The sequence below is a fragment of the Hahella sp. HN01 genome (assembly GCF_018986435.1).
Taxonomy (GTDB): Bacteria; Pseudomonadota; Gammaproteobacteria; order Pseudomonadales; family Oleiphilaceae; genus Hahella.
The window spans coordinates 100,154-114,076 of the sequence record NZ_JAHMIN010000023.1 but is presented as its reverse complement, the minus strand read 5'-3'; the positions used below and the strand labels follow the sequence as shown (position 1 = coordinate 114,076).

Here is a 13,923-nt window from a genome sequence, read left to right as displayed (position 1 = left end):
TGCCGGGGGTGTGAATTGCTAAGCTCTTTGCTGGCGTGGATTTTCTTGGGCTAGAAAAGAAAAAAGCCCGCATATAAATGCAGGCTTTTAGAATGGTGGTGCCCAGAGGCGGAATCGAACCACCGACACGGGGATTTTCAATCCCCTGCTCTACCGACTGAGCTATCTGGGCGACGGCGCGTATTTAAACCTCTGGGAGAAAAAAGGTCAAGCATATTTTTTTAATTTTTTAGTCTTTAGGAACAAAGCCTTCCGCAGCGTCGAAATTTTCGTTGTTGAGGAACTTCTCCATCTGCTCGGTGAGGTAGGTGCGAGCGTCCGGGTCCATCAGGTTTAAACGCTTTTCGTTGATGAGCATGGTCTGGTGTTGCAGCCACTCCTGCCATGCTTTCTTGGAAACAGTCTCGAACAATTCCTTGCCGCGGGCGCCCGGCATGGGGGGCAGGGCGAGGCCTTCGAGTTCTTGCTGATACTTTTTGCAGAATACCATTCGCGCCATGTTGCTTATCCTTTATTGGGTTTCGTGTAGTTTCAATTATCTGAGTGTGATTAGGTTCGATTATAACAAAGCTGTCAGAGCAGGCGCTTTTGCCTGTTCAGCGACTTCTGGCTGAGCCACTTCTCTATAGGGGCGGGCAGGCCGGGTAATTCCTGCTCCGGATCGAACCACTGGCTGTTGGGTTCGCCGACGATGGACGCAGCGTCCTCCCGCCGCTCAATATCGGCTGTAGAAGCGATGATGGGCTTCAGTATCAAATGATAGTGAGAAAAGGTGTGGCGGAACGGTGAGGCCAGCTCATATTGCTTCAACTGTAGGTGCATCTGCTCTTTCCAACTTTGCAGGGCGTCCGGCAGGTCCATGTTCTTATCGCTTTCGGGCAGAGACCAGAGTCCACCCCAAATGCCTGTCGGCGGTCTGCGCTCCAGCAGGATATGCCCGTCCTCATTTTGCAGCACCAGGACAAAGCGTTCATGAGTGGGGATCTTCTTGCCGGCTTTGGGCGTTGGCAACTGGTCCGTCATGTCCTGCGCCAACCCTCGGCAAGTGTCCTCCATTGGGCATCGACTACAGGCGGGTTTGCTGCGGGTGCATAAGGTGGCGCCGAGATCCATGATCGCCTGAGTGTAATCGGTGACTCGCTCGACAGGTGTGTAAGCGTCCGCTAACTCCCACAGGCGGGTTTCAATTTCCCTTTTCCCCGGCCAGCCTTCTACGGCGTCATGACGACAGAGTACACGTTTGACGTTGCCGTCCAGAATTGGCGCGCGAATGCCAAAGCCCATAGACAGAATCGCGCCGGCGGTGGAGCGCCCGATGCCAGGTAATTCCTGAATTGTTTCCAGCGTGTTGGGAAACTCTCCGTTGAATTTCTCCACTATAGTCTTGGCGGCTTTATGTAAGTTGCGCGCCCGGGCGTAATACCCCAGACCGGCCCAGTGAGACAGCACCGTATCCTGATCCGCCTCTGCTAACGCCGCGACAGTGGGAAAGCTCTCCATGAATTTGATGAAGTAGGGAATCACTGTGCTGACTTGGGTTTGCTGCAGCATGATCTCCGATATCCACACGTGATAAGGCGTGCGTGGATCTTGCCAGGGCAGGTCATGGCGCCCATGTTGGTCGAACCATGTCAGCAGGCGCGCAGCGAAGCTGTTTGTCACCGTGGCGGCGTCCTGCTCGCCGGCGGAATCATGGGATAGAGTAACAGGCTGTTTTTTTTGGGGATTCGACGGATTGTTCATGTAAGTAGATAGACTTGTGGCAATTAGCGTAGCAAACTATGGGTCCTGAAGGATCGATTTGTCGGGCGTACTCCGGCGGATAGCGCGTCCCGCCCGCTGTTGCAGCGGCCGCTTAGATAGCGCGTCCGTATATAAAAGACGTGTCCGTATATATAGAACAGTACTTCGCGGAGTGTACAGGATTACGCCTGATAAACCACACCAATGAAAACCCGCCGATAATAAAGTGTGCAGTCTTAAGGAGATAGCTTGTGTCTGTAAACATCACAATTGAAATCAGCCGAACCTTCGAAACATCCGCCAGTTACGACAGGGTGTTCGATTTGCTGGCCGACGTGCCGGCTTCCGTATCCCACTTTCCGAAAGTGGAGCAGTTGGTGGACCTGGGCGATAACGCCTATCGCTGGGAAATGAAGAAGATCGGCGTCGACAAGCATGCTATCCAGACTGTTTACGCCTGCCAGTACAGTGCCGATAAAGAACGCGGCAGCATCACCTGGGCGCCTATAAAAGGAGAAGGGAACAGCGAAGTGCAGGGTTCCTGGACCGTGGTGGATAAAGGCGGTCGCGTGGAAGCGCGCTTCCAGACCAAAGGCTCACTGACTTTGCCTCTGCCAAGCCTGCTGAAACTGGCCATCAGCCCCGTGGTTAAACACGAGTTCAACTCCCTTGTCGACGTCTATATGGACAACCTGCAAAAAGAATTCGCCTCCTGATACCTGCGCGGATGCGCTGGGACCGGACGGATTATCCGCGACGGTCCCCGGCGCTGTAGGCTAAGCGGAGATTACACGCTATAATGCGCGTTTTCTGCATTGGCTGGAGTAACGCATGGCGGAGCGCAAGGCGGAAGTCACCCGCAATACGCTGGAAACCCAAATCACCTGCAAGATTAACCTCGACGGCAGCGGTCAGGCCCGTTTCGAAACCGGCGTGCCGTTTCTCGACCATATGCTGGATCAGGTCGCCAGACATGGCCTGATTGATATGGATATCGTCGCCAAAGGCGATCTGCATATCGACGCCCACCACACCGTGGAAGACATCGGCATCACTTTAGGACAAGCCGTCGCCAAAGCCCTTGGCGATAAAAAAGGCATCCGTCGTTATGGTCACTCCTATGTGCCTCTGGACGAAGCCCTGTCCCGCGTAGTGATCGACTTCTCCGGCCGCCCCGGCCTGGAAATGCACGTCGAGTTCACCCGCTCCATGATTGGCCAGTTCGATGTCGATCTGTTCTACGAATTCTTCCAGGGCTTTGTGAATCACGCTCAGGTAACCCTGCATATCGATAACCTGCGTGGACGCAATTCTCACCACCAGATTGAAACAGTGTTCAAAGCTTTCGGTCGCGCGCTGCGCATGGCGCTGGAGCTGGACCCTCGCATGGCCGGCATTATGCCGTCCACCAAGGGCGCGCTGTAACTCCGTAACCAGGGGCCGTCTATGAAAGCGGCCTTTTTTACGTTTAGCGAATAAAACAGGAACGGTCATACCAAGCATGAATACGATCGCGGTCATTGATTATGGAATGGGTAACCTGCACTCGGTGTCGAAGGCGTTGCAGCATGTAGCGCCGGATGCGAAGGTGTTGGTGACCGCCGACCCGAAGATCATCGCTGAGGCGGATCGCGTACTGGTGCCCGGCGTGGGCGCAATGCGTGACTGCATGGGCGAAATCGTGCGCCTTGGCTTCGACAGGATCATCCTCGATGCAGTCGCCTCCGGCCGCCCTATGCTGGGCGTATGCGTGGGCATGCAGGTGTTGCTGCAACGCAGCGAGGAAAACAACGGCGTCGACTGCCTTAAAGTCTTTCCCGGCGACGTAAAATTTTTCGGCCACGATTTGACCGAAAATGGCCAACGCCTGAAAGTGCCGCACATGGGCTGGAACGAAGTCAAACAAACCGTTGACCACCCCATGTGGGACGGCATCGCCGACAATGATCGCTTCTATTTTGTGCATTCCTATTATGCGGCGGGCGACCACCCGGAAGTCGTGGCGGGAACCTGCCGTTATGGCGTGGACTTCGCCGCCGCCATCGCGCGCGACAATATCTTCGCCGCGCAATTCCACCCGGAAAAGAGCCAGCACGCCGGGCTGCAGTTACTGAAAAACTTCACCCGTTGGAACGGCCGTCCTTGATCGTGGCGGCTGCAACATTCCCTACAGCCAGACATCCGAACGACTGAGAACCACAATGCTTATAATCCCCGCGATAGACTTGAAAGATGGTAAGTGCGTGCGCCTGAAGCAGGGCCGCATGGACGACTCCACCGTATTCTCCGATGATCCCGTGGCCATGGCCGCGCAATGGGTCGACGCAGGCGCTCGCAGACTGCATCTGGTGGACCTGAACGGCGCTTTCGCCGGCAAACCGGTGAACGGTGAAATCGTCTCCGCTATCGCCAAAGCGTACCCGGATCTGCCCATTCAGATCGGTGGCGGCATTCGCGAATTGGACATCATCGAACAGTATCTGGATGCGGGCGTGAAGTACGTCATCATCGGCACCAAAGCGGTGAAAGAGCCGGCTTTCGTCGAAGAAGCCTGTCGCGCCTTCCCGGGCGCCGTCATCGTCGGCATTGACGCCAAAGACGGCATGGTCGCGACGGAAGGTTGGGCGGAAGTCAGTTCCGTCAGCGCTGTGGATCTGGCGAAACAGTTCCGCGACGCGGGCGTTTCCTCCATCGTTTACACGGACATCGCCCGCGACGGCATGATGCAAGGCGTGAACGTGGAAGCTACTGCGGCGCTGGCGCGGGAGTCAGGTTTACCGGTTATCGCATCTGGCGGCGTCACCAACATGGACGACATTCGTCGTTTGGCGACAGTGGCGGACAGCGGCGTTATCGGCGCAATTACCGGGCGAGCCATTTATGAAGGCGCGCTGGATCTGCGCGAAGCGCAAACGTACTGTGACTCCATTGGCTGATCGGTATAGAAAGGCCAAACAACTCACGAACACCCGTATCAGACAGACACATAGGTAACAACATGGGCTTGGCGAAACGCATTATTCCTTGCTTGGACGTAGATAAAGGAAGAGTGGTCAAAGGCGTTCAGTTTGTGGATATCCGCGACGCAGGCGACCCAGTGGAAGTGGCGAAGCGCTACGACGAGCAGGGCGCGGATGAAATCACTTTTCTGGACATCACCGCCAGCCATGAAGGCCGCGACACCACTGTGCATACGGTGGAGCGCATGGCCAGCCAAGTGTTTATTCCCCTGACTGTCGGCGGCGGCATTCGCAAGCTGGAGGATATCCGCACCATGCTGAATGCCGGTGCGGATAAAGTCAGCATTAATACTGCCGCTGTTTTCACCCCTGAGTTTGTGGGCGAAGCCGCCGCCAAGTTCGGTAGTCAGTGCATTGTCGTGGCGATCGACGCCAAGAAAGTCTCCGCGCCCGGCGAAGCTGAGCGCTGGGAGATATTCACCCACGGCGGTCGCAAGCCAACCGGGTTGGACGCTATTGTGTGGGCCAGAAAAATGGTGGAGTTCGGCGCGGGAGAGATCCTGTTGACCAGCATGGATCGCGATGGCGCCAAAAACGGTTTTGACCTGGCGCTGACCCGTGCGGTGAGCGACGCCGTGTCTGTGCCTGTGATCGCTTCCGGCGGCGTAGGCAATCTACAGCATCTGGTCGATGGCGTTAAAGACGGCGGCGCCGACGCCGTACTGGCCGCCAGCATTTTCCACTTCGGCGAATACAGCATCCCTGAGGCCAAAGCGTTTATGGCCAAGCAGGGCGTTGAAGTGCGCATCTGATTCACGCTGACGTATTCCTGCGCGACCACTGAACCGCAAAGGTAAAGTGTCGCGCTTTGAAGAGCGGGTATATACTTTTTTAGGAACAGCTCCTGGCTTGTTGAAGTTGATGTGTGAACAGGCCCTGCTTCGGCATTTCCTGAACAGGTTTGTATATGCTCGACGTCGTCCCCGGAGAAAATGCCGCTTGCGCCCGGCTGATCCTGCAACCCAATAACTCCGCTGGCTGGAAAGGCAACCGCGTCTTCCTCTTTGCTGTCGGCGGCGTCGCCTTGACTATCTCCATCGCTTTTTCTTTCTTTGGCGCACTGCCTGTACTGGCGTTCTGCGGTCTGGAACTCGCGCTTTTGGCGGGTATGCTGCGGGCGGTCAGTAAACGTTGCGCCTCGCAGGAAGTGATCCTTATCACTCCTCTGGAAGTCTGCATTGAAAAAGGCATGGCGCAGCCGGAACGCACCTGGACATTTCCCCGTTGGTACACGCGCATCGTGCTGGTGGAAGGCGGCCGCAATGGGCATCTCTGCGTGGTGTTCGTCTGTAAAGGCGAGGAAGTGGAAGTGGGCGCCTGGTTGGCGGACGGCGATAGAAAAGCTCTGATCGCCACCTTGCGTTCATTGGTGACGCATTATCAGCATCTATATCACTGAAAGAGATATCCGGCCTTAAGCGAACACTATCAACCAACAAACTGATTCAGTTGACGCTTTTCTTGGGTTCGCTGTCGTGATGGCGTTCCGCCAGAATCGTCGGGGGCGTGGTCTGGAACATGTCCTGGGCGTTATTGCGAATCGCCCATAAACCTTTAATAGTGGCGATGGCGACGCCTTGCTCTCCCAGTGAGGGAAGCACTTTTTCCAGATATTCGATGGTTTCTTTGTGAGGATGGCCGATTGCGATGGCCGTGCCTTTTTTGCGGGCGATGTCCAGCAGGCGTTTGAACTGAAAGTCGATGGCCTTGGTGCTGATGACATGGTCCAGGAAAACATCCCGGTCCAGAGTAGGGATCGAATGACTGACGGCAACGGAGTGCGCGATGGAAGACGCCGTGGTGCGACTGTCGACAAAGTACAGAGGATAGCCCTGCAGTTCTCCCATCACCAGATTCATGGCGGAGCGGTTTTGCGTCAGGGCGCTGCCCATATGGTTATTGACGCCGCTCACGTATGGAATCGCCTTGATCGCCTGCCGGAACGTCACCACCATATCCTGATTGCTCATGTCGCTGGTCAGCCCGCTGGCGCCGAGGGGAATCCGCTTCACGTTCTCCATGGGAATGTGCAGCATGATTTCCTTGCCGGCGGCGTAAGCCAGTCTGGCTTGAGAAATGGTATGAGGACGGAAAGGCAGAAATGACAGCGTCAGCGGAGCAGGAATGCGTATGGCGCGTTCCCCCATATGCTGATAGTTGCCCATATCGTCGATGATGATGGCGATGGTGGGCGGATGATCTTCCAGTGGGGCGGAGCGCATGATCGCAGGCGTCACCGCCGCTTGGGGCGGCGTGGCGTCAGCGGCTTCCTCCGCTTTCGCCGCGGAATGCGTCAAAAGCAAGAGAAGGCCGGCCCTGACGCCGGCGCGGAGTAGGTTGATTAGCGAAGGCCTCAAACAGTTCAGCCTTTCGCGGACGCCTTCATAATAGTGAGGCCTTTCAGAAGATTTAGCGCTTCACGCAACTGGAAGTCCTTGGCGATGATTTCCTGTACGCTGCTATCCCGCTTGGCGGTTTTGCCGTCGTTTTCGCCATTCTCGTTGACCAAGTGACCGGACAGGTCCGCCTCTTTGAAGAACGGTTGTGATTCTTCTTCAGTGATCTGGGCGCGCTGCACCTGAATATCCGGCACGATGCCAAGGGCCTGAATCGAGCGGCCGCTGGGCGTGTAGTAACGCGCAGTAGTCAACTTGAGGCCGTATTCTTCGTCCAGCGGTAAGACGGTCTGAACGCTGCCTTTACCAAAACTTTCTGTGCCCAGGATGATAGCGCGATGGTGGTCCTGTAAGGCGCCTGCGACAATTTCCGAGGCGGATGCGGAACCGCCGTTGATCAGCACGACCATCGGCGCGCCGGCGATCTCATCGCCAGGGGTAGCCGTAAAGCGCAGCTTGGAGCTTTTAATGCGGCCATCGGTGTAAACAATCAGGCCTTCATCCAGCAGAGAGTCTGCTACGTCGACTGCCGCCTGCAGAACGCCGCCGGGGTTGTTGCGCAGATCCAGAATCACGCCTTTCAGACCTTGCGGCGAAGCTTCTTTCAGTTTGTTGATCGCTTTAGTGAAATCAGAGCCGGTTTGCGCCTGGAACTGAGTGATGCGGATGTAGCCGTATCCCTTGTCCAGGTTCATGGTTTTCACGCTGGCGACGCGAATGACGTCGCGCAACACTTCCAGTTCAACGGGGCTGTTTTCGCCTTTTTTCACCAAGGTCAGTTTGATCGGGGTGCCGGGTTTGCCGCGCATCATATTGACGGCGTCTTCCAGCGTCATGCCTTTAACAGTTTTGTTGTCGAGCTTGATAATCAGGTCGCCGGCGCCGATTCCCGCCTTCTGCGCGGGGGTGTCGTCGATAGGAGTAATGACCTTGATGAACCCGTCTTCCAGTCCGACTTCAATGCCGAGGCCGCCGAACTCGCCGGAAGTGGATTCCTGCAGGTCTTCAAAAGCGCTGGGCTCCAGGTAGGCGGAGTGGGGATCAAGTCCGGACAACATGCCGCGAATGGCGTTATTCAACAGGGTGGTGTCGTCGACGTCTTCCACATAGGCGCGTTTGATGCGGTCAAATACTTCCGCGAATTTGCGCAGATCGTCCAGGGGCAAACTGCCGCGTTCAGCAATGGCCGCGTCTGTTACGCTGACGTCGTCGATGGGAGTCTCGGGTTCCTGCAGGGGCTCGTCAGCCCAACCATGTGGGGCAACGGCGAGAGAGAGAATGATTCCGGATAGCGCATTTCGAGTAAATTTTGACAACATATTAAATTCCCTGCATTCACCTTTATTTCTTGAACCATCGGAGAGGGTCGTCAGGCTTGCCGTTATGCCTTATTTCAAAGTATAGCCCGGTTTCGGACTGGCCTCCGCTGCTGCCGGCGCTGGCGACGGTCTCGCCGCTGCGAACCCAATCGCCGGTATCCTTGAGTAAAGCTTGATTGTAGCCATACAGGCTCATATAGCCATCGCCGTGATCAATGATCATCAACAGGCCGAAGCCCCGCAGCCAATCCGCAAACACGACGCGTCCGTGATGCACGGCGGAAACAGGGGTGTTCAGTGGGGTTTGGAAAAATACCCCGGACGGTCTGAAACCACCGCCGGATTGTCCTTGAAGCTGCTGCAATGCGCCCTTCGTAGGTTTGGGTAATTTAGCACGGAGTTTGGAGAAAGGCACAGAGTCTTGGGTTAACTCTAAGTTAGATATGGCCTTTTCCACTTCCTTGACCAGCGTTTCCAGTTGCTTCTGGTTTTTCTGCATGCGGGTCAATTCGTTCTGCTTGTAATTAAGGCTGGAGTTGAGCTTGGCCAGCGTCGTTTCCCGCTCTTTGCGTTTGGACTCAAGCGTTTCTTTGCTGAGTGCCAGCGCATTGCGGGATTCCAACAACGCTTGGTTGCGCTTGAGAATTTCCGCGCGGGTCTGCTTCAGTTCCTCGATAGTCTGGCGATATTTTTCGATATGCTCGCCACGGGCCACATTCAGGTAGTCGTAATAGGCCAGCATTCTTTGCAGGGTGGTGGGGTCTTCCGCGTTGAGCAGCAATTTGACGCCTTGCTCGCGGCCCATGCCATAAGCGGCTTGAATCTGTCTGGCGAGCAGGCCTTTCTGTTGGGAAAGGGAGGCCAGATGTTCTTTCTCCTTGTCCTCCAGCTCATCGACCTGCTTTTCAGTGTCGTTGATAGAGGTTTGGAGTTTGTTGATTTCCCGGACTTTATCCTGGATTTTTTCCTCGGTGGCGCGCAGCTCTTTTTCAAGATCGCTTTGCTCGCCCTGGGCGTCATGAATCCAGTCTTTTAATTTGCTGATATCGCGCTTGAGTTCTTTCAGCTTCTTTTCATGGTCGCCCTGGTCCTGCCAGCCGCTGTCAGCCCTGACACTCTCGGCGGCCGCGGGCGCAAGCATCAGAACTGCGATAACGTAGAGGACGATACGGCTAAGCTGCATGCGATCGGTATGAAAATTCTTTTATTAATAATTATGTACGCCTCTGTAAGGGGAGGCTCCGGGATTTGGCCCCGGCAAGTATAGAGGAGTTTCGGTCTGCGGCGCAAAACCCGGTGGTAAGGTAGGGAGGGTCAGTGGTCTAAAGAAAAAGAGGGAGAGCCGTTCAACGGTTCTCCCTCTCTGGATTATTTCGGCAATCAGTTCGGAACGATCAGGGATTCCCCGGTCATTTCCTCCGGCTTTTTCAGCTGCATCAGATCCAGCAGGGAGGGCGCGATGTCGCACAGTCTGCCGTCTTTTTTCAGGGAAATGTCTTTTGGTCCGATATAGATCAGCGGCACTGGGCCTGTGGTGTGCTGTGTATGCGGCTGGCCGTTTTCGTCCACCATCTGCTCCGCGTTGCCGTGGTCGGCGGTAATCAGGCATTGGCCGCCAACTTCATCCAGGGCTTCGGCGATGCGCTTCAGACACTGGTCGATACATTCAGCCGCTTTCATCGCTGCGTCGTAGACGCCGGAGTGGCCAACCATATCGCCGTTAGCGTAGTTGCAAACGATCAAATCGAATTTGCCTGACTTAATCGCTTCCACCAGCTTGTCGGTAACTTCCGGCGCGCTCATCTCCGGTTTCAGGTCGTAGGTCGCCACATCGGGAGACGGAATCAAGATACGCTCTTCGCCTTCGAACATGGCTTCTTTACCGCCACTGAAGAAGAAAGTGACGTGGGCGTATTTTTCCGTTTCCGCAATGCGCAATTGGGTTTTATGCAGGTTGGCCATGTACTCGCCGATGCTGTTGGTCAGCTCCGTGGCGGGGTAGGCGCAAGCGGTGTGAATGGTGGCGGCGTATTCGGTCAGCATGACAAAGTCCGCCAGCTTGGGCAGCTTGCTGCGTGCGAAGCCATCGAAATCCTGCTCGACGAAGCAGCGGGTCAGCTCGCGGGCGCGGTCGGCGCGGAAGTTCATGAAGATAACGGCGTCACCATCATTGATAACCGCGTCGTTATCGCTGCTTCCTTTTATAAGGGTGGCTTTTACGAATTCGTCGTCTTCGCCCCGCTCATAGGCGGCGGTCAACGCCTGCACTGCGCTTTCTGCGTGATAAGGCGCTTCGCCCAGGGTCAGCAGGTCGTAAGCGGACTGCACACGATCCCAGCGGTTGTCCCGGTCCATGGCGTAGTAGCGTCCGATAATGGAGGCGACTCGGCCGCAGCCCAGTTCTTTCAGCAGTTTATCGGTGCGCTCCAGCGAAGGCTGCGCGCTGCGGGGCGGCGTATCGCGGCCATCCAGAAACGCGTGCACGAAGACTTTGTCCGCGCCGCGCTCTTTGGCGACTTTGCAGGCCGCCAAAATGTGATCTTCATGGCTGTGCACGCCACCGGGAGAGAGCAGACCAAGCAGATGGATCGCTTTGCCTTTGCTGACCGCTTTATCGATAGCGGAGCTGATGACGGGATTCTGAGCGAACACGCCATCTTCGATGTCTTTGGTGATACGGGTGAAATTCTGATAAACAATACGTCCGGCGCCCAGGTTCATGTGGCCGACTTCAGAGTTGCCCATCTGACCGTCAGGAAGACCCACGGCCATGCCGGAAGTGTGTATCAGTACATGTGGGTTTTGGCTGGATATCTGGTCCCAGAATGGAGTGTTGGCGTTGGCGATAGCGTTCGAATCTTTGCCTTCGCGATATCCCCAACCGTCTAAAATGAGTAAAGCTGTAGGTTTGCGTTTTGCAGTCATTTTCTGTCCGCCATTAGTAATTTTACGAGTATTCTACTTGTAATTAGCGCCCATGTCTTGAAAGCCGTCAATCGGAGAAACGGCTGAATCCGTTGTCCGCCTAGACGGCGCCTGGCTTCAGCTCGGGCGCGGGGTTGGGATTTTCGTTAGGTCCAGCATACTGTGTTTCGCATAGATAGTTTAAATTTAAAACTGCTTTGTAGTTGATAGTTATTGTTTATTCGTGAGTTGTCGTTGGGAATCGGCCACACGGCCGGGGCTTTGTCTTCTGAAACCTATGGCGGCTGTGTATAATGCCCGGGCTTTTCAGGCGGAGACAGGCTCCGATTGCGAACAGATTTTAAGTCATCGACATCGCCAGCGCGCGATGTGGGGGGCTGTGACATCGAAGCGGAGCAGGGCGGCGACGCTTCCCCAGAAGATTACTAAAGAAAAGGCGGAGTTATGGAGAAGTATCTTTTATTTGCTCTCGATCACTGGATTTTAAGCTCATTATTCGTCGGTTTGGCCGTCGCTCTGCTTCTTACTGAGCGTTTGCGCGGCGGTAAATCTCTGTCTCCGCAGCAAGTGGTCAGACTGATGAATAATGATGAGGCCGTCATTTTGGATGTGCGTGAGAAGAAGGATCTGGCGGAAGGCGTGATCAAAGGCTCCATTCATATGCCCGTCACCAGCCTGAAAGAACGCGCCGGCGAACTGAAGAAGCACGAAGGCAAGACCATCGTCATCGCCGACAAGATGGGGCAGCATTCCGGCATGGCGGTCAGAGCGCTCGCGGCGGCTGGCGTTAAAGGCGTTCAGCGTCTGTCAGGGGGCATTGTCGAATGGCGTAATGCAAATTTGCCATTGTCAAAAAAATAAAAGCCCATATGTAATAGAAGTGACGTTTTAAGCGGTATCCTTTATGGCCCAGTTCAAGCCCGTGACCATTTACACCACGGAATTCTGCCCGTATTGTATCCGGGCTAAGCGTCTCCTGGAGGCCAAAGGGGCGTCTTTCGAAGAAATTAAAGTTGATTTCAATGCCGCCCTGAGGCAGGAAATGATGCAGAAAAGCGGTCGCCGCACGGTGCCGCAGATTTGGATCGGTGAGGAACATGTGGGGGGCTGCGACGAACTCTACGGTCTGGAGCGCGCCGGCATGCTGGATGCGCTGCTGCAATCGGGAGCGTCGGACTAATCAGTCTCCCCTTCCTGAATAATTGAAAAATAACGACAAGTGTCGGCTTCTATGGCTACTGCGTTTGCGGACGCACGCCGACGCGAGTTAACCAAGGGGGGTTCGCTGCTGCGAGCCGCAAACCAATATAAAGAGATCAAGGTAGAGTCATGTCTGAGAATGCAGAAGCTCCCAAGCAGCCAGTTTTCGCGCTGCAACGTATTTATCTGAAAGACCTTTCTTTCGAATCGCCAAACTCTCCGGCGGTATTCCAGTCTGAGTGGAAGCCCCAGGTCAATATGGACCTGAACACCGAGAACAAAAAAGTCAGCGACAACCAGTGGGAAGTCGTTTTGACCCTGACCATCACGTCCAAACTGGCTGATAAGACTGCGTTCGTTATCGAAGTGCAGCAAGCCGGCGTGTTCATGATCGATGGTTTGAGCCCGCAGCAACTGGCGCAAACACTGGGCGCTTTCTGCCCGAACATCCTGTTCCCGTACGCTCGCGAAACTATCGACATGTTGGCGGTTAAAGGCAGCTTCCCTGCATTGATGCTGCAACCCGTCAACTTCGACGCTATCTATGCGGAAGCCGTGAAGCGTCAACAGGCGCAGCAGGCCGCTCCTGCGGAAGAAGCCAAGCACTAAGCTGAGCGTTTTCTTATTAAAGAAGCCGGTTATCCGGCTTTTTTTTCGTCTTTTATTTGGGTATCCAGTCTTGAAATAGGCGCCAACTCTATCCAGGGCGGAGGGATAGCGAACCGCTATGACTCTGATAGGAAATTAAATTTATCGCGATAACTATTGTTGCGATAATATTGTCTCGTTCCCGGATGATCCGGTTAACCAAAAAATTATCAGAGCACGAAAAAGGAAACCCCAATGAACGTACTTTATAAAGCATCGGTTACTTCCACTGGCGGCCGTGATGGTCATGCGAAATCTTCCGACGGCGTACTGGATGTGCGATTAACGACGCCTAAAGAACTGGGCGGCGCAGGCGGAGCGGCCACCAATCCTGAGCAACTGTTCGCCGCGGGCTATTCCGCATGTTTTATCGGCGCGTTGAAGTTTGTGGCGAGTCAGCAAAAAGCCGCGCTTCCGGCTGACGTGAATGTCCGCGCTGAGGTGGGAATTGGGCAGATTCCTGGCGGTTTTGGTCTGGATATCGACCTGTTCATTGAACTGCCCGGTTTGGAGCTGGAAGCAGCGCAAGCGCTGGTCGATAAGGCTCACCAAGTCTGCCCGTACTCCAATGCGACAAGAGGTAATGTGGACGTGCGTCTGCATGTCGCGAACTAAATCAGATTGGGCGCCGCTATGCTCTCGGCTTCAGTGCGGCGCCTGGAATAAAGCCTC

At 55.1% G+C, this 13,923-nt stretch carries 16 protein-coding genes and 1 tRNA gene; 10 read left to right on the top strand and 7 right to left on the bottom strand.

The window, feature by feature from the left end; genetic code table 11:
- Positions 1-96 precede the first annotated feature (96 nt).
- From KP814_RS21055 to mutY, 3 genes are all read right to left on the bottom strand, one after another.
- A tRNA-Phe gene (locus KP814_RS21055) sits at positions 97-172 on the bottom strand.
- Positions 173-229: 57 nt separating this feature from the next.
- Positions 230-499: an oxidative damage protection protein gene (locus KP814_RS21050; RefSeq protein WP_011395279.1), complete on the bottom strand. Its 270-nt coding sequence runs from the start codon at positions 497-499 to the stop codon at positions 230-232.
- A gap of 74 nt (positions 500-573) precedes the next feature.
- A complete protein-coding gene (gene mutY / locus KP814_RS21045; protein WP_216738612.1) occupies positions 574-1,743 on the bottom strand; it encodes an A/G-specific adenine glycosylase in 1,170 nt (389 codons plus the stop codon).
- 251 nt (positions 1,744-1,994) lie between these two features.
- Between mutY and KP814_RS21040 the strand changes: the two genes are divergently transcribed.
- The 6 genes from KP814_RS21040 to KP814_RS21015 all read left to right on the top strand — a co-directional run bounded on the left by KP814_RS21040 (position 1,995) and on the right by KP814_RS21015 (position 6,162).
- Positions 1,995-2,459 carry an SRPBCC family protein gene (locus KP814_RS21040; RefSeq protein WP_127973115.1) on the top strand — a complete coding sequence of 155 codons (465 nt, stop codon included), beginning with the start codon at positions 1,995-1,997 and terminating at the stop codon, positions 2,457-2,459.
- Between the two features lie 115 nt (positions 2,460-2,574).
- Positions 2,575-3,168 (top strand): imidazoleglycerol-phosphate dehydratase HisB, encoded by a 594-nt coding sequence (gene hisB / locus KP814_RS21035; RefSeq protein ID WP_011395282.1) that lies wholly within the window; start codon positions 2,575-2,577, stop codon positions 3,166-3,168.
- 76 nt (positions 3,169-3,244) lie between these two features.
- Positions 3,245-3,889, top strand: a complete 645-nt coding sequence (gene hisH, locus KP814_RS21030; protein WP_216738611.1) for an imidazole glycerol phosphate synthase subunit HisH — start codon at positions 3,245-3,247, stop codon at positions 3,887-3,889.
- 55 nt (positions 3,890-3,944) lie between these two features.
- Entirely contained in the window at positions 3,945-4,679 is a 735-nt protein-coding gene (hisA, locus tag KP814_RS21025) for a 1-(5-phosphoribosyl)-5-[(5-phosphoribosylamino)methylideneamino]imidazole-4-carboxamide isomerase (protein WP_127973113.1), read from the top strand.
- A 62-nt stretch (positions 4,680-4,741) separates the two neighbouring features.
- Entirely contained in the window at positions 4,742-5,515 is a 774-nt protein-coding gene (hisF, locus tag KP814_RS21020) for an imidazole glycerol phosphate synthase subunit HisF (RefSeq protein ID WP_216738610.1), read from the top strand.
- 155 nt (positions 5,516-5,670) lie between these two features.
- Positions 5,671-6,162, top strand: a complete 492-nt coding sequence (locus KP814_RS21015; RefSeq protein WP_216738609.1) for a DUF2244 domain-containing protein — start codon at positions 5,671-5,673, stop codon at positions 6,160-6,162.
- 46 nt (positions 6,163-6,208) lie between these two features.
- On the opposite strand, the gene KP814_RS21010 is transcribed toward KP814_RS21015, so the two are convergent.
- The 4 genes from KP814_RS21010 to gpmI form a co-directional block, all read right to left on the bottom strand.
- A complete protein-coding gene (locus KP814_RS21010; RefSeq protein WP_253938530.1) occupies positions 6,209-7,066 on the bottom strand; it encodes a divergent polysaccharide deacetylase family protein in 858 nt (285 codons plus the stop codon).
- A gap of 59 nt (positions 7,067-7,125) precedes the next feature.
- Positions 7,126-8,478, bottom strand: a complete 1,353-nt coding sequence (locus KP814_RS21005) for a S41 family peptidase (protein WP_216738608.1) — start codon at positions 8,476-8,478, stop codon at positions 7,126-7,128.
- Between the two features lie 22 nt (positions 8,479-8,500).
- Complete coding sequence (locus KP814_RS21000; protein ID WP_253938529.1) at positions 8,501-9,619, bottom strand: murein hydrolase activator EnvC; 1,119 nt, start codon at positions 9,617-9,619, stop codon at positions 8,501-8,503.
- Positions 9,620-9,858: 239 nt separating this feature from the next.
- Complete coding sequence (gene gpmI, locus KP814_RS20995; protein ID WP_216738606.1) at positions 9,859-11,403, bottom strand: 2,3-bisphosphoglycerate-independent phosphoglycerate mutase; 1,545 nt, start codon at positions 11,401-11,403, stop codon at positions 9,859-9,861.
- A 444-nt stretch (positions 11,404-11,847) separates the two neighbouring features.
- Between gpmI and KP814_RS20990 the strand changes: the two genes are divergently transcribed.
- The 4 genes from KP814_RS20990 to KP814_RS20975 all read left to right on the top strand — a co-directional run bounded on the left by KP814_RS20990 (position 11,848) and on the right by KP814_RS20975 (position 13,866).
- Positions 11,848-12,264 (top strand): rhodanese-like domain-containing protein, encoded by a 417-nt coding sequence (locus KP814_RS20990; RefSeq protein ID WP_216738605.1) that lies wholly within the window; start codon positions 11,848-11,850, stop codon positions 12,262-12,264.
- Between the two features lie 43 nt (positions 12,265-12,307).
- Entirely contained in the window at positions 12,308-12,583 is a 276-nt protein-coding gene (gene grxC, locus KP814_RS20985) for a glutaredoxin 3 (RefSeq protein ID WP_127973106.1), read from the top strand.
- A gap of 149 nt (positions 12,584-12,732) precedes the next feature.
- Positions 12,733-13,212, top strand: a complete 480-nt coding sequence (secB, locus tag KP814_RS20980) for a protein-export chaperone SecB (protein ID WP_216738604.1) — start codon at positions 12,733-12,735, stop codon at positions 13,210-13,212.
- A 234-nt stretch (positions 13,213-13,446) separates the two neighbouring features.
- A complete protein-coding gene (locus KP814_RS20975; protein ID WP_216738603.1) occupies positions 13,447-13,866 on the top strand; it encodes an organic hydroperoxide resistance protein in 420 nt (139 codons plus the stop codon).
- The last annotated feature ends 57 nt before the right edge of the window (positions 13,867-13,923 follow it).